The organism is Gemmata obscuriglobus (genome assembly GCF_008065095.1).
GTDB lineage: Bacteria > Planctomycetota > Planctomycetia > Gemmatales > Gemmataceae > Gemmata > Gemmata obscuriglobus.
This window is the reverse complement of the sequence record NZ_CP042911.1, coordinates 7,794,664-7,818,729: the sequence shown is the minus strand read 5'-3', so window position 1 is coordinate 7,818,729 and position 24,066 is coordinate 7,794,664. Positions and strand designations below refer to the sequence as shown.

Annotated in this window: 22 protein-coding genes; 9 read left to right on the top strand and 13 right to left on the bottom strand. The window is 66.9% G+C overall.

Features of this window, described 5'->3' with window-relative positions; all coding sequences use genetic code 11:
• Window positions 1-88: 88 nt before the first annotated feature.
• The 9 genes from GobsT_RS40140 to GobsT_RS32370 all read right to left on the bottom strand — a co-directional run bounded on the left by GobsT_RS40140 (window position 89) and on the right by GobsT_RS32370 (window position 8,136).
• Entirely contained in the window at window positions 89-238 is a 150-nt protein-coding gene (locus GobsT_RS40140) for a hypothetical protein (protein WP_010037180.1), read from the bottom strand.
• 126 nt (window positions 239-364) lie between these two features.
• Complete coding sequence (locus tag GobsT_RS40135) at window positions 365-469, bottom strand: hypothetical protein (protein ID WP_157506626.1); 105 nt, start codon at window positions 467-469, stop codon at window positions 365-367.
• Between the two features lie 34 nt (window positions 470-503).
• Window positions 504-749 carry a hypothetical protein gene (locus GobsT_RS40130; RefSeq protein WP_010037182.1) on the bottom strand — a complete coding sequence of 82 codons (246 nt, stop codon included), beginning with the start codon at window positions 747-749 and terminating at the stop codon, window positions 504-506.
• A 394-nt stretch (window positions 750-1,143) separates the two neighbouring features.
• A complete protein-coding gene (locus GobsT_RS32395) occupies window positions 1,144-1,977 on the bottom strand; it encodes a hypothetical protein (RefSeq protein ID WP_148087956.1) in 834 nt (277 codons plus the stop codon).
• A gap of 154 nt (window positions 1,978-2,131) precedes the next feature.
• The gene (locus GobsT_RS32390) at window positions 2,132-2,695 is read right to left on the bottom strand and encodes a hypothetical protein (RefSeq protein WP_010037187.1); all 564 of its coding nucleotides are present in this window, start codon (window positions 2,693-2,695) and stop codon (window positions 2,132-2,134) included.
• Window positions 2,688-3,242 (bottom strand): RNA polymerase sigma factor, encoded by a 555-nt coding sequence (locus tag GobsT_RS32385; protein WP_010037188.1) that lies wholly within the window; start codon window positions 3,240-3,242, stop codon window positions 2,688-2,690. The genes GobsT_RS32390 and GobsT_RS32385 overlap by 8 nt, the downstream gene beginning before the upstream one ends.
• A 112-nt stretch (window positions 3,243-3,354) precedes the next feature.
• Window positions 3,355-5,256 (bottom strand): TolB-like translocation protein, encoded by a 1,902-nt coding sequence (locus GobsT_RS32380; RefSeq protein WP_010037193.1) that lies wholly within the window; start codon window positions 5,254-5,256, stop codon window positions 3,355-3,357.
• Window positions 5,257-5,387: 131 nt separating this feature from the next.
• Window positions 5,388-6,419, bottom strand: coding sequence for a DUF1559 domain-containing protein (locus GobsT_RS32375; protein WP_010037195.1), 1,032 nt, complete (start codon window positions 6,417-6,419; stop codon window positions 5,388-5,390).
• Between the two features lie 250 nt (window positions 6,420-6,669).
• On the bottom strand, window positions 6,670-8,136 hold the full coding sequence (locus tag GobsT_RS32370; RefSeq protein ID WP_010037196.1) for a M81 family metallopeptidase: 1,467 nt from the start codon (window positions 8,134-8,136) through the stop codon (window positions 6,670-6,672).
• 123 nt (window positions 8,137-8,259) lie between these two features.
• Between GobsT_RS32370 and GobsT_RS32365 the strand changes: the two genes are divergently transcribed.
• The 3 genes from GobsT_RS32365 (at window position 8,260) to aroA (ending at window position 11,609) form a co-directional block, all read left to right on the top strand.
• A complete protein-coding gene (locus GobsT_RS32365) occupies window positions 8,260-9,273 on the top strand; it encodes an aspartate-semialdehyde dehydrogenase (RefSeq protein ID WP_010053581.1) in 1,014 nt (337 codons plus the stop codon).
• Window positions 9,274-9,496: 223 nt separating this feature from the next.
• Window positions 9,497-10,288 carry a tRNA pseudouridine(38-40) synthase TruA gene (truA, locus tag GobsT_RS32360; protein ID WP_010052846.1) on the top strand — a complete coding sequence of 264 codons (792 nt, stop codon included), beginning with the start codon at window positions 9,497-9,499 and terminating at the stop codon, window positions 10,286-10,288.
• Between the two features lie 10 nt (window positions 10,289-10,298).
• Window positions 10,299-11,609: a 3-phosphoshikimate 1-carboxyvinyltransferase gene (aroA, locus tag GobsT_RS32355; protein ID WP_010052844.1), complete on the top strand. Its 1,311-nt coding sequence runs from the start codon at window positions 10,299-10,301 to the stop codon at window positions 11,607-11,609.
• A gap of 99 nt (window positions 11,610-11,708) precedes the next feature.
• Here the strand turns inward: aroA and GobsT_RS38410 are convergent, their stop codons facing one another.
• Window positions 11,709-11,879 (bottom strand): DUF6800 family protein, encoded by a 171-nt coding sequence (locus GobsT_RS38410; RefSeq protein ID WP_010046860.1) that lies wholly within the window; start codon window positions 11,877-11,879, stop codon window positions 11,709-11,711.
• Between the two features lie 86 nt (window positions 11,880-11,965).
• On the opposite strand from GobsT_RS38410, the gene GobsT_RS32350 reads away from it, so the two are divergent.
• Together GobsT_RS32350 and GobsT_RS38405 are read left to right on the top strand one after the other, a co-directional pair.
• Window positions 11,966-13,324, top strand: coding sequence for a hypothetical protein (locus tag GobsT_RS32350; protein WP_148087955.1), 1,359 nt, complete (start codon window positions 11,966-11,968; stop codon window positions 13,322-13,324).
• A gap of 4 nt (window positions 13,325-13,328) precedes the next feature.
• Complete coding sequence (locus tag GobsT_RS38405; RefSeq protein WP_010046863.1) at window positions 13,329-13,805, top strand: hypothetical protein; 477 nt, start codon at window positions 13,329-13,331, stop codon at window positions 13,803-13,805.
• 428 nt (window positions 13,806-14,233) lie between these two features.
• Here GobsT_RS38405 and GobsT_RS32335 read toward each other — a convergent pair whose 3' ends face one another.
• From GobsT_RS32335 to GobsT_RS32325, 3 genes are all read right to left on the bottom strand, one after another.
• On the bottom strand, window positions 14,234-15,346 hold the full coding sequence (locus GobsT_RS32335) for a pyridoxal phosphate-dependent aminotransferase (protein WP_029601169.1): 1,113 nt from the start codon (window positions 15,344-15,346) through the stop codon (window positions 14,234-14,236).
• Between the two features lie 172 nt (window positions 15,347-15,518).
• Window positions 15,519-16,751 (bottom strand): DUF3754 domain-containing protein, encoded by a 1,233-nt coding sequence (locus GobsT_RS32330; protein ID WP_010046865.1) that lies wholly within the window; start codon window positions 16,749-16,751, stop codon window positions 15,519-15,521.
• A 95-nt stretch (window positions 16,752-16,846) separates the two neighbouring features.
• Complete coding sequence (locus GobsT_RS32325; protein WP_010046867.1) at window positions 16,847-17,704, bottom strand: serine/threonine protein kinase; 858 nt, start codon at window positions 17,702-17,704, stop codon at window positions 16,847-16,849.
• 93 nt (window positions 17,705-17,797) lie between these two features.
• On the opposite strand from GobsT_RS32325, the gene pruA reads away from it, so the two are divergent.
• From pruA to GobsT_RS32305, 4 genes are all read left to right on the top strand, one after another.
• Window positions 17,798-20,854: an L-glutamate gamma-semialdehyde dehydrogenase gene (gene pruA / locus GobsT_RS32320; RefSeq protein WP_010046869.1), complete on the top strand. Its 3,057-nt coding sequence runs from the start codon at window positions 17,798-17,800 to the stop codon at window positions 20,852-20,854.
• 110 nt (window positions 20,855-20,964) lie between these two features.
• Window positions 20,965-21,735, top strand: coding sequence for a putative sensor domain DACNV-containing protein (locus GobsT_RS32315; RefSeq protein WP_148087953.1), 771 nt, complete (start codon window positions 20,965-20,967; stop codon window positions 21,733-21,735).
• Window positions 21,736-21,834: 99 nt separating this feature from the next.
• Window positions 21,835-23,277 (top strand): IS66-like element ISGob4 family transposase, encoded by a 1,443-nt coding sequence (locus GobsT_RS32310; protein ID WP_029600604.1) that lies wholly within the window; start codon window positions 21,835-21,837, stop codon window positions 23,275-23,277.
• Window positions 23,278-23,295: 18 nt separating this feature from the next.
• Window positions 23,296-23,988, top strand: a complete 693-nt coding sequence (locus GobsT_RS32305; protein ID WP_148087952.1) for a hypothetical protein — start codon at window positions 23,296-23,298, stop codon at window positions 23,986-23,988.
• Window positions 23,989-24,066 lie beyond the last annotated feature (78 nt).

Below are 24,066 nucleotides of genomic sequence, written 5' to 3'. Positions count from 1 at the left end.
GCAACATCGTGCAGGGGCCGTTGGACGCAGTAATATACCTCATTCACGATAGCGTGAGGGTGTTCGGCCCCCTCTCCCCATCCGGTGCTCAAGCGGCCTTGGCCCGGTGGTCGAGCATCCGATTGACCAACCCGGCCGCGGCCTGAACACGCCGCGGGTGCCGGTTCACATGGGATCGGGAGCGGAACCGGCGGGGCCGCCCGATCGCGTGCGCGACCCCGATGCGGCGGCGGAACACGCGGTCCTCGGGGCGGCCGCTCCTGCCCGCGCGGCGTGCGCCGGGGGGCACGCACCCGACGGGGGCCGGTCCCGAATCCCTGTGTACCCCAGATCCCCGCGTGCCCCGCACCGTCCGGGAGCCGGTTCAGGAGCCCCGACCCGCGTCCGGCATCCGCATGGTGTCCCGGCCCGCCTTGGCTAGCACCGGCACGCACCGGGTGCGGACCCGGCTGGCGGTCGAGTCGGACACCCCGAACAGGAACCCGAGTACCCCGTTGGTCGGGTTACTGGCGCGGCCAGATGACGGTGAGCGGCAGTTGGTCCGCGGTGGACCGATCGACGTGGTCGCCCCCGCCCACCGCCCGCGGCCGGTCCGGGCGGTCCAGCTTCCTGCGGTGCCCCGCCTCCACCACCGGGGCCAGGTCCCGCACCAGCGCGTCGGACGCCGCGACCGTCAGCCCGGTCAGGTGCCCGAGCACGGCCCGGTGCTTCCGCAGGTTGTCCAGACGCACGATGATGGGAACCCTCACCGCGACGAGATCGGCACCGCTCGAATACGAATCCGCGGATATCGTGAATGAGGTCTATTACTTACCCCCGCTCGGCTCCGCTTGTTTTGCCTGATCTACCAGAGCCAATTGCACTCCGAACCCTCAAGCCAGAGCTCTGGTAAGGTTTAGGATGTTCAGTCCACCGAAGAAGGGTTGTGTCGAAACTGCTACGATTTACACGGGTAGAAATGACGGGCGCGGTGATGATCTCGAACACCGAATGCGGAGGGTGTGTCGTCTGTCCCTGGGACCGCGGACGTCCCGTCCGCTGATATGCGTGTGAAGCGTGCGACCCGGCATTCCGCCAAGCGACCGAATCCCCGGAGCAGCGGACGGCACGTCCGCGGTCCCAGGCGCGGGCACCCGTGTGCGTTCACTTCGGCTTCGGTTCGGGAACCGGATCGGACTTCGGTTTCGGTTCCGGCTTGGGCGCGGCCTGCTTCCAGAACTCGGTGAATGTCGGTGCGTCTGGTGGCCCTGCTTTCCGGTCGGACACGAGCAACCCGTACTCGCGTACGTAAAACGTCCCGCGGCCGATGTCCTGAAAGAGTTGAAGCCACGCCCCAATCGGCAGCGTCTCGCCTTCCGAAATGATGGTGGTCGCAAGAGACTCGCCGCCCACTGTGCGCCGGTCCAGGAAGATCCGTTCGACATCCCCACGAATAGGGATATCAAACCCGGCCTGTTTCTGAAATGCTTCCAAGGCTTTATCGAAAGTCACTTTTTCGCCCTTCGGACCAACTTTCACCGGCTTATCAAGGACAGCGCGGAGCCGGTCCGGGATCGGGCCGGTAATCGGAGCCGGGCTCGCGCCACTTCCATACCAGCGGTACGCACCCGCGTTCGGCGCCTGCTGCGTCGGCGGGCTGAAAGACAATTCAATGCGCTGATCAGCTAACGATTCATATAAACGAATTATTTTTGCCTCCCCATTATTGTCCGGCCCGGTAAGCAACTTCCACTCGGCCTCGGCAGCCGCGAGCGTCGCCTTCGCCGTTTCAAACTTGCTCCGCGGGGCAAACAGCTCCGACTCGGGCACGACCTTGGCCTTAAAGCTCAATTCCTGATTGGCTAGATGTTGTTCGGCCACGCGCAGCTCTGCCTTTCCTTGCTCCACTCGCGATTTCAGCGCCAGCACCTTGAGCGTGATCGTCTGTCTCGCCTTCGCCAGTTCGGCCTCGGCGAGCTGAATCTTGGCCTGGGCCATCTTCACGTCGGGGTCGGTGGCCAGCGCCCTCCCGATGGCCGCGTCCGTCGCGTCGACCGGGTTCGGGACCGGCTTGTCGGCCTTCTTCGGCGGGTCGGCCTTCGGCGGTTGCCCGCTGGCCGCGGTGACCGCCAGCGCCAGGGCGAAGGCGCCACTAATCGTTACGAGCCGTCGCATAGATCTTCTCCTTGAAAGTCGCGTTCTTGATCGAAACGAGCAGCCAGGAATCCCCGGACTCCGGTGCCAGTGCCGCGTCTCCGGCGCGATCCAGGAACAATCGGTAGCAGCGGGCCGCGTTCGCGTAGTCCTGTCGCGCGGTCAGGTAGGCATCGCCGGCGCGTCGGTATAGGGCGGCGGCGGCCGAACCGTCGGCCTGTTCGGCGTCCAGTTCGAGCCTCCCCGCCGACAGCACCGGTTGCGCCGGCGCAGGCGACTCAGGCTCGGCCCCGCCGCCCCCCACCGGAACGACCACGGGCACCGGCACGGCGACCGTTTCGACCTCGTGCACGGTCACCACCCGTTCGCGCACGGGCGCCCGCCACTCGCCCACCCCGACGCCGAGCGCGAAAACGGCCGCCGCGCCCGCCAGTTTCGCCCCGCGCCGGAGCCACTTCACCCACACGAGGTGGTTACTCGTGCGCCGGCGGAGCGCGTCGCGCAGCCCCGGCGTTTCGCCCCCGCCCGGCGGCCCGAGGAGTTCATCAAGTGGGTCAGTCATGGGACTTCTCGTACACCTCGCGGAACGCCGCGCGGGCGCGGGCCAGCAGCGATTCCACCGCCTTGGCCGATTCGTTCCGGTGCGCGGCGATGTCCGCGACCGCTTGCTGATCGAGGTACTTGGCCCGGAGCACGGCCTCGTACCGCTCGGGCAGTTCGGCGAGCGCGAGGGCGACGCGCTCGGCCCGTTCGACCGCCCCGCCCTCGTCCGGCGCGGCCCTGTCATCGGCCGGTTGGAGGGCACGAACCCGGGCCGTGCGGCGGTAGCGCGAGCGGACCGCGCTGCGGGCGGCGTTGGACGCAATCCCGCACAGCCAGTCGAAGAAGCTCCCCTTCGCGGGGTCGAAGTCGCGCACCCGGCGCACGGCGGTGAGCCACGTTTCCTGGATCACGTCGTCGGTGAGGTCGGGCAGCCCGCCGCACCGCCACCGCGCGTAGCGCGCGAGGGGGGCGTAGTGCGCGTCGAACCACCCGTGCCACGCGTCCGACCTGCCGGCCAGCACCGCGTCGCGAATCGCCCGCTCGTGCCCAGCGTCGGCCGTGCTCATTGAGGGGATATTGTCCCCGCGCGGCGTGAATCCTTCGCGGGAATTCGGAAATGCTTCTCTCTGCGGAGCGGGCGGGGCGAACAGTACCGCTTTGCAGACGCCCGCGCGCCGCTCACTTCAGCCGTTCGCCGATGTCGATATCGATGTACGTGTGCCCGACATGGCACCCGTAGCAGAAGTGGTACTTGCCGGCCTTCGTCCCGCTGTAATGGTCCCCGGCCAGGGCGTAAAACGAGGCGGACCGGCCCTCGGAGTCGGTTACCCCGGACGACCACCGGAAGACTTTCCCGTCGGCCCCCAGCCCGGCGAGCACGGTCGGGGCGCTGGGGTCCGCGGGAACCCACGTCTTGAAATCCCCCCACTGCACTTCTGTGGTAAAGAGTTTCTCCCAGCGCCCCGGAACGCGCGGGAGGTGAGGGTCATCGAACCGGTCGCGGTGGGAAGCGTAAAAGGCGATCTGTTTGATGCCGGTCGGGGGCACCGATACCGACCGCTTTCCGGTGTCGGTGGTCTGGCCCGGGAACGGGGTGTTGACCTCCAGCAGGATCGCGTTGTTCTGGACGAGACCGAGCGGGCCGCTGTACCGCCGGCCGGGCAGCGAGAGGAACGCCGGCATGTTCGAGGTGTCGGCCGGGGCCAGTTCGGGGAAATGCGTCCGCGTGACCCGCGGGTACGCCGCAACCGGTTCCGCATCGACGTAGCCGGGGTCGTCGAACAGCAGTTCCCCCGCGCCCCCGTCGCCGGACTCCCAGGCGTGCGACACCAGGTACAGTCCGTAGCTCCCCGGGAGCGGGGCGCGGTCCGGGTCGTGCGCGGCGCCGGAAAACAGCACCCCGTCCGGCGGGCAGGGGCTCGGCGTCGCGGCCGAGAGGGGCCGCCCGTCCGGACCGCGGTCCGGGCCGAACTCGAACGCGCCCCCGGACTGGCGGGGCATCCGCTCGCCCGCGGGCAGCGCGCTCGGCGCGTTCCGCAAATACCCCCAATCCGCCTGCGCGATCCGATACCGACCGGCCGTCGGGGAGTCGGTCATGAAAACGACACGGTTGTTGAAGGTGGGGCGCGGCCGCCAGACGGGGTGCGGGATCTTGACGGCGTAGCCGAATTGCGCCGTGTCCGTGTACGTCCGCGCCCCGACCCAAACGTCGGTCGCGGCCGTCGCGAACGCCCGCCCGGGCGAGACGGGCTGGATGTCCCGTTCGTCGGCCGTCACCGCCTCCTGGTTCCGACTCCAGAGGCTGAACAAGATGGCCCCCTCGGACGTCGGGAACGGCCAGCGGTCGTTGTTCCGGTTGGCGGTGATCGGGTGCGGGGCGGCGTCGCCCGGCGGGCGGTGCCAAATCTGGGTCGCTCGCCGGGCGTGCCCGCGGCCGAGGTCCGGGAGCCGGCTGGAGGCGAACAACAGCCCACCGTCCCCGCGGTCGGCGGGGTCGATGTCGTCGTAATCCAACCGCCGCCGCTCGTCCTCGGGGAGCACACCGCCATCGGCGGCGAACCGCATCGGCGGGTTGGAAACGCACCCCGGGTCGTCCGGGCCACCGGTCAACTGTCGGAGGTTGTCGCCGTTCAGTTCGACCTCATAGATCCGCCACCGTCCGGGGTCCGGTGCGGCCCGTCGGCCGGCGAACAGCACGCGCCGCCCGTCCGGACTGACCGTCGGGCTCATCACGTCAATGAGGGTTCCCCCGTCGGGGAGCGGCCGCCCCCACGTCAGTTCGTACACCCGGCCGTTCGGGTCCAGGCGCCGGAGCCGCCCTTCCGCCGACGCCCAGGGGATCGTTCCGGGGTAACGGAAGCCCTCCGCCTCGGGGGCGGCGGCGGCGAAACTGCTCGGGTCGGTCCGGGAGGTGAACACCACCGGGACCGGCGGCTTCGCCCGGACGAAACGGCGCAGGTCCGGTGCTTCAGCGACCCCTCGCGTGGCGAGATAGAAGCCGACCGCGACGAGCCCCGCAACAGCGGCAACGCTGACGCCGACGAGCAGCCGAGTTCGACGGCGGGAGAGACCGGCGACCATGATGCGCCCTTCGCTCGGGTGGCCGGGACCAAGTGGCGGAACGGCCACACCCGGCGGCACCAGAAAAGAAAGGAACCGGGACACAGGTCCCGGTTCAGGTGTCACGAAGTATCCGCTCGCCTCAACGCGGATCAGAAGTTGGGGACCGGCTGCCCGTCGCTCGCGGAGTTGATGAGGTACCAGTCTCGCGGGTCGATCGAGTTGGTAACGAACCGAACGCCGCCGTCGCCCATCGCGCAGTTCACGCCGCCCGTGTGGCGCGACCGGGCGGTCGCCTGGGTGCTGGCGCCGCACGTCTCCCAGCAGCTCATGCCGCCCGGGTTGTCCGTCTTGCACCCCTGCACGTCGTCCGCGTTGCCGATGTTGTAGTTGGGCGCCAGGCAGTCGCCGACGCCGTGCCCGGCGATCACGCTGGAGCCCGGGAAGCCGACGGCCCAGGTGCCCCGCGGGTCGCCCGAGACGACCCCCGAGCGGACCTCGGAGAGCAGGACGGTGTTGGAGCTGCCGTCGCCGATCTGCTCGATCTTCATGCTCTTCCGGCTGCCGGTCACAACGGTGAACGGCCCCTGGCCGCTCAGGTTGTAGTTGTCGGACGAGGAGCTCCCGTTCAGGGTGTAGTAGAACCACTGCGGGCCGCAGTTGGCCGCGTAGTTCCCGCGCGCCCACCCGCCGGTCGGGCCGGTGCTGATCGTCCCGTTCGAGGCCGTCTGGTTGGACCCGTCGGACGGGCACAGGAGGGTCTTGATCGTCGTCCCGCCGATCGCCCGCCAGTTGCTGTCAGTGGTCAAGCCCGAGGTGTGGGAGTTGACGCTCGCGGTCACCGCCTGGGTGAGCAGGTTGCCCTGCTCGAAGTTCGGGAGGATGAACACGATCCAGTTCGGCCCCCACCGCGTGTCGCTCGGCTTGCACGACGCGTTCTGGTCGGCGTACACGGCTGCATTGTTGATCATGGCCGGGGGCAGGCCGCCGGCGGTGTCCGAGTACGAGTGACAGGCGAGCGCGAGCTGCTTGAGGTTGTTCTGGCAGCTCATCCGGGCGGCGGCCTCGCGCACCTTCTGCACGGCGGGCAGCAGCAGGCCGATGAGGATCGCAATGATGGCGATCACCACCAGCAGTTCGATCAGTGTGAAGGCGGACCTTCGGCGAATAAAGTTCGGGCGCATAGAACGGACCTCAGAAGTGTGGAGAGTGAGGAACAGTTACAAGAAACGAACAAAAAGAGCCGATTGAGTATATATAATACCTGTTTGAAACGTTGAAAACAACGTGAAAAATATGCGAACCGCGTTCCGCACCCGCCTGCCGGATGCGTGCGACGCCAGATTTCGCGCAATACAATAAATACGATGCGTGCCGCCTGTGCTGCGCACGCATGTCTCCTGTCGTTGCCTGCCGGTGAAGTCGTTCGCACGGTCAGCTCGCGTCGAGCGGGTACATCGGCCGCTTAATGTGTTTGTACTCGAACCGGGCCGCGTTGATCGCGGTCAGGCCCGGCGTGTCCACCTCGATAATGGTTCCGCCGATCGGGGCGTACGCGGCCTTGTACGCGACGGCCGCCTTCAAGACGATCACCCGCACGTGCTTCGGGTCGATCCCGAGCGAGGTGAGCTGCCCCAGGCTGAACGGCGGGGTGCGGAGCGTGTTCACCACGAGCAGGTTCCCGTCCGCGAGGTCGATGACCGCGGTGTGGCCCTGGTCGTTCTGCCGCTTCCCGCCGTGGCGCGGCTCCACCTCCACCCAGCGTCCCTCGTGCAGCGAGCGCACCGTGCCGCGCACGGTCAGCGGCGGCCCGTGCAGCGCGCCGGTGCTGCCGCCCACCTTCACCTCCACCCGCCCGCCCACACCGGCGTCCTTGGCCTGCGCCACCGCCGACGGCGCGTGAAGCGTCACCACGAAGCCTTTCGCCCGCTGCTTGAGCAGTTCCGCGAGGAGCACGGTCCCGTCGCCGGCCGACCCGCCGCCGATGTTGTCCCCGAGGTCGATCAGCAGCGCCGGCAGGTGCGTACACGCCAGCGCCTGGCGCACCGCCTCTTCGGGGGCCGGGCACGGCACGTTGAGCCGCTCGCGCACCGCCCACATCGCGTTCGCCAGCTCGTCGGCGGCCGCTTTCGCGCGGGTCCGGTCCCCGTCGGCCACCACGATCACGCTGGCGCCCATCTCGGGCACGTCCGCGTAGGGGAACCCGGCCATCAGGCTCACCGAGAGGACGCCGGGCTGCTGCTCCATCGCGCGGGCCATCCGCATCAGCCCGGCCATCGGCTCGCGGGCCGTGTCCTGCCCCAGCAGGTTCAGCAGCATCGGCGGCTTCGCGACGTGGCACACCGGGCGGACCGCCTTGCCCACCGCCCGCGCGACCAGTTCGGCCGCGGCCACCCCGCGCTGCCGCTGGTCCACGTGCGGGTACGTCTGGTAGCCGACGAGCGCGTCGGCCGCTTCGGCCATCTGCGGCGAGACGTTCGCGTGGAAGTCGAGCGTGACCACCAGGGGCACGCTCGGCCCGAGCGCGGCGCGAACCCGGCGCAGCACCTCGGTGTCCGCATCGGGGTGTCTGGGCGTGACCATCGCCCCGTGCAGGGCGAGCAGCACGCCCTGCGCCCGGGCGAGCCGGAACCCGGTCACGAGGGCGTCGGTGAAGTGGTCGAAGAACTCGTCGCTCACCGGGCCGGCCGGGGTGGCCCACGCCATCGCGACCGGCACCGGGGTGAACCCGAACCGCCGCCCCCCTTCGATGAACCCGCCGATCTCGTGGTGCGCCTCCTGCCAGCTCGGGATCACGGCGTCGCCGTACGTGAGGCTGCCGTCGCGGAACCGCGACAGGTCCGTGGGGAGTGGGGCGAACGTGTTCGACTCGTGCATGAACCCGCCGATCGCGATCCGCATCGTGTCTCTCCGCCGTCCCACGGGCCGGGCGCCAATACCGCGCCCGCTGTTCACGAGATTTCATATGGTTTCTGTGAGGGCGGCGTCCCTCACTTCTCCAATTACTGAGGTGCTCCAGTGCCTGTGAACGTGGCGGTGGTCGGCGCAACCGGTGCCGTGGGCGATCTGATCCGGAAGGTGCTCGCGGAGCGCAGCTTCCCGGTCAAATCGATCAAATTCCTGGCGTCCGAGAAAAGCGCGGGCAAAACCGTCGAGTTCGCGGGCAAACCGTACCCGGTCGAGGCGATCCGGGCCGAGGCGTTCGAGGGCGTGCAGATCGTCCTGAGCAGCACCCCGAGTTCGATCAGCAAGGAGTTCTCCCCGATCGCGGCGAAGGCCGGCGCGATCGTGGTGGACAACTCGTCGGCGTGGCGCATGGACCCGGACTGCCCGCTGGTGGTGCCGGAGGTCAACGCGCACGAGCTGCACAACGCGAAGAAGGGGATCGTCGCGAACCCGAACTGCGTCGCCATCCCGCTGTGCGTGGCGCTGAAGCCGCTGCACGACCTCGCGCCGGTGCGGCGCGTGGTGGTGGCGACCTACCAGTCCTCGTCCGGTAAGGGCGCCAAGGGGCTCGCGGACTTCGCGGCGCAGGCGAGCGCCTGGGCCGCGGGCCAGCCGGTGCCCGCGCCGACGGCGCACCGGGCGCAGCTCGCGGGGAACGTGGTCACCCTCGACTGGACGCTCGACCCGAACGGGTTCACGGAAGAAGAAAACAAGGTCATCAACGAGACGCGGAAGATCCTCGGCGACCAGACCATCGGGGTCTGCCCGACGTGCGTCCGCGTGCCGGTGAAGGTGGCCCACAGCGAGGCAGTGACGGTCGAGTTCGCCCGCCCCGTTTCCGTCGCCGACGCCAAGGCGGCGCTGGCGAAGGCCCCGGGCGTGGTGTTCATGGACGAGGTCGTGGACGGGCGGTTCCCGCAGCCCATCCACGCCGAGGGGAGCGACCACACGTTCGTGGGCCGCGTGCGGCAGGACCCGAGCAACCCGAACGCGCTGTGCCTGTGGGTGGTCGCCGACAACCTCCGCAAGGGCGCGGCCAGCAACGCGGTGCAGTGCGCCGAGGAGCTGGTCAAGCGCGGCATTGTGAAGTAGCCGAACAGAAAAAGCAGTGTTCACCGCAGAGGGCACGAGAGGGCGCGGAGAGAAGACCAAGGACTTCGGGTCAAAAGCCCGATCATCAGAAAGTTATAAAGCCACAAACCCAGTTTTAATAATGGCTTGTGACTTTACGACTTGCTGACTGACGACTTTTGACCCGGAAGTCCTTGGTCTTCTCTCCGCGCCCTCTCGTGCCCTCTGCGGTGAAATCTCTTGAATGCGTAACCTCAAACTCATCATCCGCTACGACGGGACCGACTTCTTCGGCTGGCAGACGCAGCCCGGCCGGCGCACGGTTCAAGAGACCGTCGAAAAAGCCATCGCGGAGATCACGCGCGAGCCGCGCGTGCGCCTGAACTGTAGCGGGCGCACGGACTCGGGCGTCCACGCGGTCGGCCAGGTCGCGAACGTGTACACCGCGTCCAAACTCTCGTGCGCGGTGCTGCTGAAGGCGATCAACGCGAAGCTGCCCGAAGACGTCGGCGTGCGCGAGGTGACCGAGGCCCCGCAGAGCTTCTGCGCGAACAAGGACGCGGTGCGGAAGATGTACCGCTACGTCGTGCAGGACGGCCGGCTGCAAGACCCGTTCTTGCGGAAGTACGCGTGGTTCGTCCGCCAGCACCTGAACGCCGAAGCCATGGCGCGGGCGTCCCGGTGCCTGGTGGGGCGCCACGACTTCCGCTGCTTCGAGACGGAGTGGCCGAACCGGCTCACCAGCGTGCGGACCATCACGCACCTGAGCGTGAACCGGTTCGGCGAGTGCATCTGGATCGACGTGGAGGCGAACGGCTTCCTCTACAACATGGTGCGCGCGATCGCCGGGAGTCTGGTGCAGGTCGGCCGCGGGTTCTGGCCCGAAACGCAGATCGCCGACGTGCTCCACGCGATGGACCGCCGACTCGCCGGCCCCACCGCGCCGCCGGAAGGGCTGTTCCTGATGCGCGTGACCTACCCGGAATCCGGCGCCGATCGCCCGGCGCCAGGGGAGACAGACGCGAGCCGTTCGTGATAATAGCCGCATGTCGCACACGTACCCTGCCGAACTCGAAATCCAGCCGCTCGCCCGGTCGGTGAGCGCGACCGTCACGGTCCCGGGCAGCAAGAGCATCACCAACCGCGCGCTGGTGCTCGCGGCGCTGGCGAAGGGGGACGCGCCGTGCGAACTGCGGGGCGTCCTTCGGAGCGAGGACACCGAGGTGATGCTCGGCGCGCTCGCCCAGCTCGGCTACTCGGTTCACGAGGACTGGGCGACGAACACCGTTCGGGTCACGAACCCGACGCCGCGGACGATCCCGGCCGACCGCGCCGACCTGTTCGTCGCCAACTCCGGAACGTCGATGCGGTTCCTCGCCGCGATGGTGAGCCTCGGGGCCGGGCGGTACCGGCTCGACGGCATCCCGCGCATGCGCGAGCGGCCGATCGAGGATCTGCTCTCCGCGCTGCGTGCGCTGGGGGTGAACGCGACCAGCGAAAGCGGTAACGGGTGCCCCCCGGTGGTGATCGAGGCGAACGGGCTGCGCACCGGGCCGGTTCACATCAAGGTCGCGAAGAGCAGCCAGTTCCTCAGCGCGCTGATGATGGCCGTGCCGTTCGCCCGCGCCAGCTCCGAGCACCCGGCCACGATCGTCCACCTGGACGGCACGGTCGTGTCCGAACCGTACATCGAGATGACGGTGCGGATGCTCGAAAGCTGGGCGATCCGTGTCGACCGCGTGGCCCCCAACGCGTACCGCATCGAGCCCCAGCGCGGGCACCGCGAGCGGTACGACATCGAGCCGGACGCCTCAGCCGCTTCCTATTTCTGGGCCGCGGCGGCGGTTCTTGGCGGGAGCGTTACGGTGCGCGGGCTGAACCGGGCGTCGCTGCAAGGGGACGTGCGGTTCGTCGACGTGCTGGGACAAATGGGCTGTCGGATCGAGGAGAACGATGGCGGGATCACCGTTCACGGCGGCCCGCTCCGCGGGGTCGATGTGGACATGAACGACATCAGCGACACGGTGATGACGCTCGGGGCGGTGGCACTGTTCGCCGACGGCCCCACGACCGTCCGCAACGTCGCCCACATCCGCCACAAGGAAACGGACCGCATCGCGGCGCTCGCGATCGAACTGCGCAAGCTCGGGGCCGAAGTCGAGGAGCGCGAAGACGGGCTCACGATCACCCCGCGCCCGCTCAAGGGCTGCGCGATCGACACGTACAACGATCACCGAATGGCGATGAGTCTGGCGCTGGTGGGCCTCAAGGTGCCCGGAGTTGTCATTCGGAACCCGGGCTGTGTCGCGAAGACGTACCCGGGGTTCTGGGAAGACCTGGAAGTGCTGCGCAAGTGAGTCGCAAGTCTCAGGTCCGCAGGTCGTAAAGTCGACTGCTGACTTTACGACCTGCGGACCTGAGACTTACAGACCTGGGACTTGCGACCGGCCGGCCGATCACTGCCCTTCCGGCTTGGGGGTCGGCTTCCACAGCGGGCTGTGGCGCTTGATCTTGTACAGGATCTTCTCGCGGGCCTCGCCGGTCGCGGTCTCCAGCTTCGCCTTCAGCTTCTTCATCTTCTTCTTGCGGCTGTACCGCCGATCCAATTCGATGCGACGCTCGACCATATACTGCCCCTGAAAAGAACGCGCGGCGTGTCTCGCGGCCTGGCGCAGCGAAGCGCTGCTTCACGGCCGCTCCAAATACGGACGCGATGTCTCAAACTTACGCACCACCGCCCCCCGCGACAAGCGAAGCGCACCGGCCGCTCCGTCGCGTGCTGCTGGCCGTCTGGGCCGTGCTGACGCTCGCCGCGCTGGCGTTCGTCGCGACGATCGGCACGAACGCCCCCTATGCCGACGAGTGGGAGTTCGTACCCGCACTGCTGGGCGACGAACCTGCCGGCGAGTGGCTCTGGCGGCAGCACAACGAACACCGGATGCCGCTCCCGCGGCTCGTGGTCCTCATTTACTTCAAGCTCACGCACGACTTCCGCACCGGGATGTTCCTCCAGATTGCGATGCTCTCGGCCCTCGCGCTCGGGCTGATGCGGCTCGCAGGGCAGTTGCGCGGCCGCCCGCACTGGGCCGACGCGTTCTTTCCCGTCTCGCTGCTGCACATCGGGCACTGGGAAAACTTCGTGATGGGCTACCAGGTGTGTTTCGTACTGTTCGCAACCCTCTCAACCCTGCTCGCGGTCGTCGCGTTGCGGATCACCCGCGCGAACGCGTTCCGGCTCGGGGCGCTGGCGGCGCTGCTCCTGATGCTGCTCGCACTGACCAACGGGTCGGGATTGGTGCTCGTGCCGCCCGTGGGCGCGTGGCTCGTGTTCGTCGCCGTCTCGCTGTGGCGAGGTGGTGAGAAGGGGAAGGCGATTCTCCTCCTGGCGCTGACGGCGCTGCCGGTTGTGTACGTCGCGGCGTATTTTCAGGGATACCACCGTCCCGAACACCACCCGCCGCCCAGTACCGACGCGGTGCGGGTCGCCACCGTGACCGGCGAGGTGCTCGCGATGTCGCTCGGGATGGGCCTCGGTGCGGTGTGGCCGCTCGTGGCCGGCGGGGTGATCGCGGTCGGCGTGCTCACGCTCGCACGGGTGCTCCGCGGGTGGAAGGAGCCGGATCAGAGGCTCTCGGGCGCGGGGCTGATCGCGGTCGCGGCCGGGGTGACGGGTGTGGCGCTGGCGATCGGGGTCGGGCGCGCCGGGTTCGAGGGCTGGGAAGACATGGGGCTGTGGTCCCGTTACTCGATGCTCACGTGGCCGCTGCTCGGCGCCGCGTACCTCGTGTGGGCGAAGGCCGGTAAGAAATGGGTGCCGATCACGCTGTGTGTCGCGGCGGCGCTCGCCTTTCCCGGCAACACCGGCACCGGCATGGTGAACGGCGGCCAGGTGCGGGCCGACTACAACGCAATCGCCGCCGACCTCGCGGCCGGCTTGAGTGCCGAGCAGATCACCGACGCGAGCGACCCGCGGCGGGCGTTCCCGCGGAGCCACCACGGCGCGCAGACCGAGCGGGCGCTCAGGGCCATCCCCCTGCTCCGCCGGGACCGGATCGGGATTTTCGCGAGGTAGCGCGATGGACCCAGCGAGCATGTGGTGGTTGGCCGGCGGCCTGGGCGTCGTGGCGCTCGTCGCGCTCGGGGTGCGCTGGCTCTGGCACCTCGGGCGGGCGGTCCACGTCGAGCGGTGCCGCGAGCTGTTCCGGCTCCAGCACGAGCGGTTCGAGGAGCAGTTGTTGAAGGCCGCCGGCGCCTCCGGACTGCCCCGGGGGCTGCGCTGGGTGAAGTGCGCCATCACCGGCGACGCGGTTCTGGTGCGCGACACGGCCACCGGCGCGATCGTCGCGCTGGTGCCGGTGCGGATTGATTTCGCGCCCGTCGAGGGGGGCGACATGGAGGACGTGCCGGCGGCGAAGGAGCCGCGCCCGGCCACCGCCGTGTTCAGCTTCCATCAGGGGAACTGGCACACCGCCGGGCGGGTCGTGTTCAACCACACGCCCGATCAGACCGTGAACGCCTTTCCCGAGTTGCAGCCGTTGCCAGACCACCTGTAGACGATTGGTTTTTGTCTTTGTGGCACAGACATTCCGGTCTGTGCGGCGCGAGAAGATCGCACAGGCCAGAATGTATGTTTCACAATGATCTAAGTTGGTAAGAGCAAAATGGAATTTACGAAGAGAATTTTGACAGGATGAACAGGATCCACCGGATGAAGACAGATCAGCCCAAAATCCTGCCTATCCTGTAGATCCTGTCAAAATCTGCTGGGCTACCCGATCGAGTTTTGGCGCTACACGCCCTCGCCTCGTACCGGCCGCCTCTTCGGCCGTGCTCATGGTGTTGCCCCGTTACGCGCAACCGTCCCATTCGCTGCCGTTCGTCAGCCGGGCACACTTCTTTTGCGACTTCCAATTATTCCGTGGCGCGTCCCCACCACTCCGGGTGGGGATAGAGGTAGCTCATCCCCAAAACGCCAGCGACATCACTTCCGTTTTGCCAGCTCCAGAAGGATGTCGATGCCGCGGGCGAGGGTGTCGTCGGAAGCGGCGTAGGACACGCGGAAGTGCGTGTCGCGTGCGCTGAACACGCCGCCCGGGATCACGAGCAGGTTGTGTTTCACGGCTTCCGTGACGAACTCGGTGCCGGTCCCCCAGGGCGCCTTCGGGTACAGGTAGAACGCCCCGCCCGGCACCGCGAACTCGAACGCGCCTTTGAGTGCCGCGACGAGCTGGTCCCGCTTGCGCCGGTAGTCGGCGACGATGCCGGAAACGTCGTAGTCCATCGCCGCGACGCCGCCCCACTGCACGACGCTCGGCGCGCACACGAACGTACACTGCTGGAGCTTCGCCATCTCCTGAACCAGCCACTTCGGGCCGTGCGCCCAGCCGAGCCGCCACCCCGTAACACCGTACGTTTTGCCGAACCCTTCGATCACGAGGACGTTGGGGTCGAACTCGGCGGGCGAGTGGGCCGGCCCGTCGTAATGGAACGCGCGATAGATCTCGTCGCTGATCAGCAGGATGCCGCGGTCGCGGGCGAACTGCGCGAGCGCCTTCTGGGCGTCGGCGTCGAGCACGGCGCCGGTCGGGTTCGACGGCGTGGACAGCAAGATGACCTTGGTCCGCGGGGTCACCGCCGCCTCGATCTGCGCGAGGTCGAGCCGGAAGTCCGGGTACGTATCGACCGTAACCAGCTTCCCGCCCGCGAGCGCGACCATGTTCGGGTACGCCACGAAGTACGGGTCGGCGGTGATCACCTCGTCGCCGGGGTTCACGACCGCCAGGAGCGCGAGCAGCAGCCCGCCGCTGGTGCCGCTCGTGGCGAGCACGTCGCGGTCCTGCCCCGGGAACCGCTGGTGCAGGTCGGCCCGCAGCCGCGCGAGCAGTTCGGGGATGCCCTGGGTGACGGTGTACCCGTTGTGGTCCGCGTCGATGGCGGCCTTCGCGGCGGCCTTGATGGGGTCGGGCACCGGGAAGTGCGGCTGCCCGATGCTGAGGTTCACCGGGCTCTTGAGCGACTTGCCCAGCTCAAAAATCTTCCGCACACCGGACACCTCGACCGCCCGCGCGCGGTCCGCCAACAGCGACTCGGAAATCACAACGCACCTCGGCGACCAAGAAAGAGGAAGAAGATTGGCCACAAAAAAGCACAAAGGGCACAAAAGAGAACCAAAACGAAAGCCAGAGCAGTGCTTCTGAACTCACTCTTCTGTCTTGGTTTCCTTTTGTGCCCTTTGTGCTTTTTTGCGGCCAATCCTCTTCTTCGTTCTACTCACCCGGGAGCAAATGCCGCGGGTCGGTGTGCGCGTAGCCCTGCCACATGGCGGTCAGCTTGGTCTGCGCCTGCTCGATCGGTATCGCCACGTACCGGTGGTCCCGCTTCACCACGAGCCCGGCCCGCATGAGCTTCGCGAGCGCGTCGATGATCTCGAAGTTCACCTCCGCCGGGAGCCGCTTCTTCAGGTCGCGCTCGATGTAGAAGTCCAGGTCTTCCGTGCCCCAGCCCCGGTCCCCGCCGTACTTCCAGAGGAAGAAGTACGCGAGCAGCGACTCGCGCACCTCCTGCTCCTCGGCCTCGTCGAGCGCGCGGAACAGCACGCTGCCGTTGTTCGCGAGGTTCTGGTAGAACAGGCTCTGCCGCAACTGGTGCAGGTACGTCTGCCGCGACGAGTGGAACGCGTGCCACGTCTTGTACCCGTACCCGGCGAGCAGCGCCAGCGGGGTGTACAGCGCGACCAGCACGTTCACCCCGAACCCGCCCAGCAGCGACATCAGCGGGAACTGGCTCAGCTTCCACAGCAGGTACGCGCCCGAGCTGGCGAGCGACCCGCCGATCTTGAGCCGGTCGAACCGGGGCATCCGGATGCGCCCGCCGGGCAGCAGCATCTCGATGTCGATCTGCGGCATGTCCTTGAACAGCTTCATGTAGACGCCGGCGTGGTCGGTGCCCTCGTCCAGCCGCTTGTGCGGGCGCGTCTTGAACACCACCGCGGCGCGGGCGAACGTGGCCACCTCCACCGGGAACCGGCGCCAGAACCGGACCAGCCCGGGCCGCTGCCGCGTGGTCGTGCCCCGGCCCCGGTAGAACACCTCGACCTTGTCGAACGCCTCCCAGGCCACGTCCATGTCCACGCCCCACGCGCTCGCCCCGCGCATGATGCCCTCCATCTGGTCGCGGGTGAGCCGGATGTAGTTGGCCCGCCGCATCAGGTGAACGAGCGTGTCGAACAGGCGGTCGAGGGCCGCGGCGCGCTCCGCACCCTGCGGCGGGCTGAGCGGCCTGGGGTCCGCGTCGGGGTCGAACGCGGCGTAGGCGTCCTTGAGCCGGCGGATCTCGGCCAGGTACAGCGTGTGGACGTGCTCCGACACCGTGCGCGCGAACCGGGTGAACGCGGCCCGCTGTTCGGCCGAAAGCGGCCGGTCGCCGAGCGGCCCGGCCTCCTCGCACAGGTAGCCGACGAGGTCGGCCACGCGGATCGGGATGTAGTGCTCTTTCATCATCAAAAAAGCAAAAGTGAAAAGGCGAAAGGCAAAACGGGCACAGCAGCGAGTCGGTTCACCGGTCCGATTTTGACTTTTGCCTTCTCACTTTTGCCTTATTCCTCCAGTACGCCCGGGTCGTCGAGCTTGGCGGCGGCCTCGTCGGCGAGCTGGTCGAGCGTGCCCTGCACGTGGCTCATGCGCTCCGGGCGCTTGGTCGCGTTCGGCTGGAGGCACTGGTGGATCAGGTCGGCCAGCCCCTCCGGGACCAACGGGTTCGCGGCCCGCACCGGCTTGAGCTGCTCCTTGAACAGCTTCTTGGTCATCGGCAGCATGCCGTCCCCGGCGAACCACGACGGCGGGAGCTGCAGCGTCGCGAGCCGGTACATCGTCGCGCCGAAGTTGTAAATGTCCGTGCGCTCGTTGACGAGCTTGTGCTCCACCGTTTCGGGCGCGATGTACTCGGGCGTGCCCTGAACCCGGTCCTTGCTCTCGCCCCGCACCCACGCCAGCCCGTAGTCGAGCACCTTCACCCGGGTGCCGCGGTCGTACATGAGGTTGTTCGGCTTCATGTCGGCGTGGCACACGCCCTGTTTGTGCATGTGGGTGAGCCCGTCCGCGATCCGCTCCAGCACGCGCAGCAGTTTCGCCATTTTGAGCAGGGGCAGGCGGTCCATCGTCCGCCCCGGAACGTATTCGATCAGGAGCTTGGCCTTTTTCGGGCCGGAGAACCACCCGCCCTCGGTTTCGAGGGCGTACACCTTCACTAGATTGGGATGATTGAGCATCTGCCCCACGCGGAACTCGTGTTTCGCCTGGTCCAGGTACTTCAGGTCCTCCTTCCCGCCGATGTCGACGAGCTTGAGCGCGTACTCGCGGTCATCGTCCGCCCGGCGGATTTGTAAAATGCTGCTGTGGGCACCGCTGCCGAGCGTGTTGAGTACGGTGAACTTGCCGATCTTGTCGATCACCATTGGGGCACCGAACGGGTGAGCGGGAGGTCCGGTGAATCGTACCTTATTTGATCCAAGTTGGCGAGCCGCGCCGGTGCCCGAGAGTGAGTCACCATGTCGTCTACGGTTACGAGCCTCGATGAGCGAACCAAAGAGTACGGGCGCGAGATCTTCGCCCGGCTGAACCGGCAGGGGCCGGTGCTGTTCACCCGCGCGTGGGTCGAAGACAAGCTCATGGGCCTGGGGATGCACGACCCGGCGCTCAAGGTGCAGCTCTTCCGGTTCGTGGACACGCTCCCGTACCTCAAGGAGCCGAAGGAGGTGGCCCGGCACCTCCGCGAGTACCTCAACGAGGCCAAGGACGAGCTGCCGTGGTGGGTGCGATTGGGCACGAAGCTGATTCCCGATAGGGGGATTCTGGGTCAGGGGTTGGCGTTCGCGTCGCAGAAGGGCGCGGAGCAGATGGCCCGCAAGTTCATCGCCGGGTCCAACGTGCAGGAGGCCGTCGCCGCGGTCCACCAGATGCGCACCCGGCGGCTCGCGTTCACCATCGACCTGCTCGGCGAGGCCACGATCACGGAGGTCGAGGCGGACCACGTCCAGAAGCAGTACCTAGACCTGCTCGCCGGGCTCACCCGCGAGGTGAACGACTGGCCCGAGGAGCCGACGATCGACCGCGACGACCGCGGCCCGATCCCGCGGGTGAACGTGTCGGTGAAGCTCTCGGCGCTGTTCAGCCAGTTCGACCCGATCGACCCCGCGGGCACGTCCCGCGCCGTGTGCCGGCGGCTGCGGCCCATTTTGAGCCTCGCGAAGCAGACGGGCGCGTTCGTCAACTTCGACATGGAGCAGCACAGCTTCAAGGACGTGACGCTCCAGATCTTCCGCGACATCCTGACCGAGCCCGAGTTCCGCGACTGGCCGCACGTCGGCATCGCGATCCAGGCGTACCTGACGGACACCGAGGCGGACCTCCACGCGCTGCTCGCGTGGGCGCGGGACGTTCGCAAGTGCCCGGTCTGGATCCGGCTGGTGAAGGGGGCGTACTGGGACTACGAAACCGTGGTCGCGGCGCAGAACCACTGGCCGGTTCCGGTCTTCACGAAAAAGTGGCAGTCGGACGCGAACTTCGAGAAGCTCACGGAGTTCCTGCTGGCGAACGTGGAGTGGCTGGTGCCCGCGTTCGGGTCGCACAACATCCGCAGCATCTCGCACGCCCTGGCGGTGGCGGAGAAGCTCGGCGTGCCCCCGCGGCGGTACGAGTTCCAGATGCTCTACGGGATGGCCGACCCGATCAAGGAGGCGATCCAGTCGCTCGGCCACCGGGTGCGCATCTACACCCCCTACGGGCAACTGCTCCCCGGGATGGCGTACCTCGTGCGCCGGCTGCTCGAAAACTCCTCGAACGACTCGTTCCTGCGGCAGGGCTTCGCCGAAGGGCTGGCCGAAGAGTTGTTGCTGACGAACCCCGCATCCAATGCGGAACGCGGAACGCGGAACGCGGAACCGAAGGACACCAACGGGACACACGACATGGGCAGCGCCGGGCACGCGGTTGTTGAGGCACACGGTTCGCAGGCCCCGCGTTCCGCATTCAAGAATGAGCCGCTCACGGACTTCTCCGTCGCGGCGAGCCGCACCGCCATGAGCGCGGCGCTCGATCAGGTGCGCAAGGAACTCGGGCGCACGTACCCGATCGTCATCGACAACAAGCCGCAGCCCGTCGGGGCCGTTCTGGCCCGCGAGAACCCGTCGCGCAAGTCCGAGGTGCTCGGCAAGGTCGGGATGGCGACCGTGGACCAGGCGAACCGGGCGGTGGCGTCGTGCCTCGCGGCGTTCGACGGGTGGCGCGACACGCCCCTCGCCGAGCGCACCGGGCTGCTGCGCCGGCTCGCGGAGCAGTTCCGCAAGCGGCGCTTCGAGCTGTCCGCGTGGATCGTGCTCGAGACCGGCAAGCCGTGGCGCGAGTCCGACGCCGATGTCGCCGAGGCGATCGACTTCTGCGAGTATTACGCGGTTGAGATGGAAAAGCTCGGCGCGCCGCAGGCGCGCGACGTGCCCGGCGAAGACAACCGCTACTTCTACGAGCCCCGCGGCGTGGCGGTGGTGATCGCGCCGTGGAACTTCCCGCTCGCGATCCTGGCGGGGATGGCGACGGCGGCGCTGGTGGCGGGCAACACGGTCGTCCTCAAGCCCGCGGAGCAGTCCGGCATCATCGGCGCGAAGCTGATGGAGTGCCTCCAGGCCGCCGGGGCGCCCCCGGGCGTCGTGAACTTCCTCCCCGGCGACGGCGATGTCATCGGCCCGCCGCTCGTTCAGCACCCGGACGTGGCCCTCATCGCCTTCACGGGGTCGCTGAAGGTCGCGCTGCTCATCAACGAGCAGGCGTCGAAGACGCCCGGCGGCCAGAACTTCGTGAAGAAGGTGATCGCGGAGATGGGCGGCAAGAACGCCGTCATCGTGGATTCCGACGCCGACCTCGACGAGGCCGTGAAGGGCGTGGTCGATTCGGCGTTCGGGTACGGCGGGCAGAAGTGCTCGGCCGGGTCGCGGGCGATCGTGCTGGACGGGATCTACGACCAGTTCTTGAACCGGCTCGTCGAGGCGACCAAGAGCCTCGCGGTGAAGGCCGCGGACGATCCGGGCTGCTCGCTGGGGCCGGTCATCGACGCCGAAGCCCGGGACCGCATCCTGAAGTTCATTGAAGCCGGAAAGCGTGAGTCGCGTCTGGCCCACCAGACCGACCTCGGCGCGCTCGCCGAGCAGGGCTACTTCGTCCCGCCGACGATCTTCGCGGACGTGCCCGAAACGGCCGGCGTCGCGCAGGAGGAGATCTTCGGGCCGGTGCTGTCGGTGCTCCGGGCGAGGGACCTGGACGACGCGCTGCGGATCGCGAACGGCACGAAGTACGCGCTGACGGGCGGGTGCTACAGCCGCAGCCCGAGCCACCTGGAGAAGGTGAAGCGCAAGTTCCGGGTCGGGAACCTGTACATCAACCGCAAGTGCACGGGTGCGCTGGTGGACCGCCAGCCGTTCGGCGGGTTCAAACTGAGCGGGATCGGCTCGAAGGCCGGCGGCCCGGACTACCTGTTGCAGTTCGTGCTGCCGCGGACCATCACCGAGAACCAGATGCGCCGCGGGTTCGCCCCGGAGACCGCCGCGGGGGAGTGATTGAAGCGCCGCTCCAAACTTCTCCGTGCGAGTTCGATGCGTGCGCGAGGGACAACGTTGTCCCTCGCACACGCCCCGGGCGCCTGCCTTAGCCAGCATCGAGGCATCCGATGATGCTCCCCCAAGTTATCATCTTCGATTCCGAAGCCGAAGGTAACGAAGGGATAATTTCTTGGCAACCGCGCGTTCAAGAAGCTGAAGGCGTGAAGGGACTTACCCAACTCTTAATCGAGTTCCGTGAGTTCATCCGTGCAGAGCGCAAGGTGCGCGGCCGTTCTTTGACGACCTTGGCTGCGATCAATAACGAAAACCTTGGGCTCTTACTTACCCTAGCATACCGCGCGAGCTTTCGTACGGACGAGGGGAGATCGATACGCGCCCGAGTGGTTGTGAAGGCAGAATCTTGGCTACCACCAAATTCCATTTCTGCTCTTGCGCTACGGATATTGGCCGATCCTTTCATCAGGACGCACCTCGCTGAGGAGGACCAAAAGCACCATAGCTACCGATTCACTGAACCTATACCCCTCACAGACTACAAACCACTCATCAAACTCGCGCCGTTGCTAATCAAACCTGACGGTGCTATCACTGTCACGGAAGAAAACGGGACGCTACAAGTAACAGGTTTGGCTCTTCTGGACCGGGAAGGCCGTGATCGCGGCGTGCTCGATATGCCAAGCCTGTGGAGCCCCTCTTCTGCTCTTTTGATTGAAATTGTTGGCCCCGGCCATCTCCGCGTTTCCGAGGGCAGAGCATCCTTCGCATTGCACGCAGACCAGTTCGTTACGCACACCCCGTTTTTTAGTGTTGAACCTGTAGGACGATGGCTCGCAGAATTTTCTCGCGAATGCGTTAATAAGTTTAAAGAATTGCCGTAAGCGTTCATGGGGGTGCGCCACCCGCTTTTGCCCGTCATTTTAGCCCGTTTGGATACGCGGTTGCCACAAGCGGGCATGTTCCGTAATCGAGCAGACGTCATGACGCCTGTTCCTCAACCGCCGGAACTGCCCGATAACTTACCACCGGCGGTGGTGGCGTATATTCGCGCCTTGGAGGCCACGATCACTGCTCTGGTGGCCGAGGTCGCCGAACTCAAGGCCCGACTCAACCAGAGCTCCACCAACTCGTCGAAGCCGCCCTCGTCCGATCCTCCGCAGGTGAAACTGGCCCCGCCCAAGGCCCCTTCGGGGAAGCGTCGGGGCGGGCAACCGGGGCATCCCAAAGCCGAGCGCACGCTCCTGCCACCCGATGAGATCCGGACCCTCAAGCCGTCCGTGTGCCGGGACTGCTCGCGGTCGCTGGCCGGGGACGATCCGGCTCCGGCCATTCATCAGGTCCACGAGTTGCCCGTTATCAAACCCCACGTGACCGAGTATCGGTGCCACCGGCTCCGGTGCCCCCACTGCGGCACGACCACGGTGCCCGCGGTGCCGTCGGAGGCGCGCACCGGATACGGCCCCCGGGCGCAGGCGGTGGCCGCGCTTCTCACCGGCTCGTGCCGTCTGGGCAAGCGGGGCACGAGCCAACTGTTCGACGATCTGTTCGGCCTGCCCCTGAGCCCGGCCATGGTGTGCAAGCTCCAGCACCGAACCGCCGAGGCGCTGAAGCCGGTGGCCGAACAGGCCCTGGTGTACACCCGCGGGCACCCGGCCAACGTGGACGAGACCGGTTGGAAGCAGGGGCGTCAGCGGGCCTGGCTGTGGGCCGCCGTGACCACGTTCGTGGTGGCGTTCCTGATCCGCCGGACCCGGGGCCGGGCCGCCTTTGATGACCTGCGTGCCGGGTCCACGGCCGTGCATACGACGGACCGGTATCCGGTGTACACGCACCTCGACAAGTACAAGCGTCAACTCTGCTGGGCGCACCTGCGACGCGATTTCCAGGCGATGATCGACCGGGGCGGTTCCGGACAGGCGATCGGCGCGGCTCTGTTGGCGTGTTCGGACGCCCTGTTCGAGAACTGGTATCGGGTGCGGGACGGAACCCTCGCGCGGTCCACATGTCGCTCGACCTACATCCCCGCGTTGCGTCGTCAGGTCGGCACGCACCTGCGGAACGGGGCGGCGTGCGGCTGCGCCAAGACCGCCACGACCTGCGCGGAACTGTTGTCGGTCGAGGCGTCGTTGTGGACGTTCGCGCGTGTCGTCGGCGTGGAACCGACCAACAACGCGGCCGAGCGTGAGGTGCGTCACGCCGTGTGCTGGCGCAAAACCAGCTTCGGGACCGACAGCGAACGCGGGAGCCGGTTCGTGGAACGAATCCTCACGGTGATCGCCTCGTGCCGCCGCCAGAAGCGCAACGTCTTGGCGTTCCTCATCGACGCCGTCACCGCACACCGGACCGGCGCGAAGGCACCGACGCTCGTTCCAGCTGAAGCTCAACAACAGAACGTTGTGAATCCGCTACTCGCCAACTGTTGATACACTGCCGCATCACCCGTGAACGCTTACGAATTGCCATATAGTGTACCTGATTGCAAGTCGATAATCGAAGATTACGATAAGCTAGATGCAATTTTGCAAGAAAACGCACACTTATCAACTCCGAATATACATAAAGACATATTCATCGCATTATCGTTGATCCTACGCGAGGCAATTGCACTCGGGCATGGGGGTGCGTTTGCTATTTTGCCCGACCCCGGGTCCGCGCCACTGAAAATTGCAAGTCCGATTGCTCCTGTCGATCTCGGCGAGGAGTTGCGCGACTTATGGGCTTCACTCAGTGTGCTCTGGTCGTCAGCTCGGGGCCCGAACACAGACCACTTGGATGCGGTAGAACTGAAGCGAGTGACCGCGCACAGATGGCGCCGTCGGCTGTCTTCTGTTGGCCACCTCGCAGCCGCAGATGGGTGTGTAGTGCTCGACCGACGATTAGTGCTTCGTGGCTTTGGCGGCTCTATCGAAAAGAATGCAGAAGGCGTTCTTGGCGACTGCCACGACCTCGCAAGCAAAACCGATGTGCCGGCCGCAATATTGCTGAAATCGTTCGGAGAACGCCACAAATCTGCCTACGCCCTGTGCCGTCGCGTTCCACAAGCTTTGGTGTTCGTGATTTCCCAAGATGGTGACCTTCGGCTGTTCGCAAACGACAACGGTCGGGTATTATTCGCATCCAATTTGAGCTACTAACGCCAAAGTAGTCACGTGCTTTCGATGGGTGATCTCTTTGCCCCCCGCGCGAGCGGGGGCGGGGGTACCAATTGGCAC

What these genes read in the sequence shown, in the direction of transcription:
- GobsT_RS32385 (WP_010037188.1), bottom strand. Translation starts at nt 3,242, where the DNA reads ATGAGCACGGCCGACGCTGGGCACGAGCGGGCGATTCGCGACGCGGTG.
- GobsT_RS32330 (WP_010046865.1), bottom strand. Translation starts at nt 16,751, where the DNA reads ATGATGAAAGAGCACTACATCCCGATCCGCGTGGCCGACCTCGTCGGC.
- GobsT_RS32350 (WP_148087955.1), top strand. Translation starts at nt 11,966, where the DNA reads ATGTCTCAAACTTACGCACCACCGCCCCCCGCGACAAGCGAAGCGCAC.
- truA (WP_010052846.1), top strand. Translation starts at nt 9,497, where the DNA reads ATGCGTAACCTCAAACTCATCATCCGCTACGACGGGACCGACTTCTTC.
- pruA (WP_010046869.1), top strand. Translation starts at nt 17,798, where the DNA reads ATGTCGTCTACGGTTACGAGCCTCGATGAGCGAACCAAAGAGTACGGG.
- GobsT_RS32390 (WP_010037187.1), bottom strand. Translation starts at nt 2,695, where the DNA reads ATGACTGACCCACTTGATGAACTCCTCGGGCCGCCGGGCGGGGGCGAA.
- GobsT_RS32325 (WP_010046867.1), bottom strand. Translation starts at nt 17,704, where the DNA reads ATGGTGATCGACAAGATCGGCAAGTTCACCGTACTCAACACGCTCGGC.
- GobsT_RS32310 (WP_029600604.1), top strand. Translation starts at nt 21,835, where the DNA reads ATGACGCCTGTTCCTCAACCGCCGGAACTGCCCGATAACTTACCACCG.
- GobsT_RS32375 (WP_010037195.1), bottom strand. Translation starts at nt 6,419, where the DNA reads ATGCGCCCGAACTTTATTCGCCGAAGGTCCGCCTTCACACTGATCGAA.
- GobsT_RS32395 (WP_148087956.1), bottom strand. Translation starts at nt 1,977, where the DNA reads ATGGCCCAGGCCAAGATTCAGCTCGCCGAGGCCGAACTGGCGAAGGCG.
- GobsT_RS38405 (WP_010046863.1), top strand. Translation starts at nt 13,329, where the DNA reads ATGGACCCAGCGAGCATGTGGTGGTTGGCCGGCGGCCTGGGCGTCGTG.
- GobsT_RS32380 (WP_010037193.1), bottom strand. Translation starts at nt 5,256, where the DNA reads ATGGTCGCCGGTCTCTCCCGCCGTCGAACTCGGCTGCTCGTCGGCGTC.
- GobsT_RS38410 (WP_010046860.1), bottom strand. Translation starts at nt 11,879, where the DNA reads ATGGTCGAGCGTCGCATCGAATTGGATCGGCGGTACAGCCGCAAGAAG.
- GobsT_RS32370 (WP_010037196.1), bottom strand. Translation starts at nt 8,136, where the DNA reads ATGCGGATCGCGATCGGCGGGTTCATGCACGAGTCGAACACGTTCGCC.
- GobsT_RS32315 (WP_148087953.1), top strand. Translation starts at nt 20,965, where the DNA reads ATGATGCTCCCCCAAGTTATCATCTTCGATTCCGAAGCCGAAGGTAAC.
- aroA (WP_010052844.1), top strand. Translation starts at nt 10,299, where the DNA reads ATGTCGCACACGTACCCTGCCGAACTCGAAATCCAGCCGCTCGCCCGG.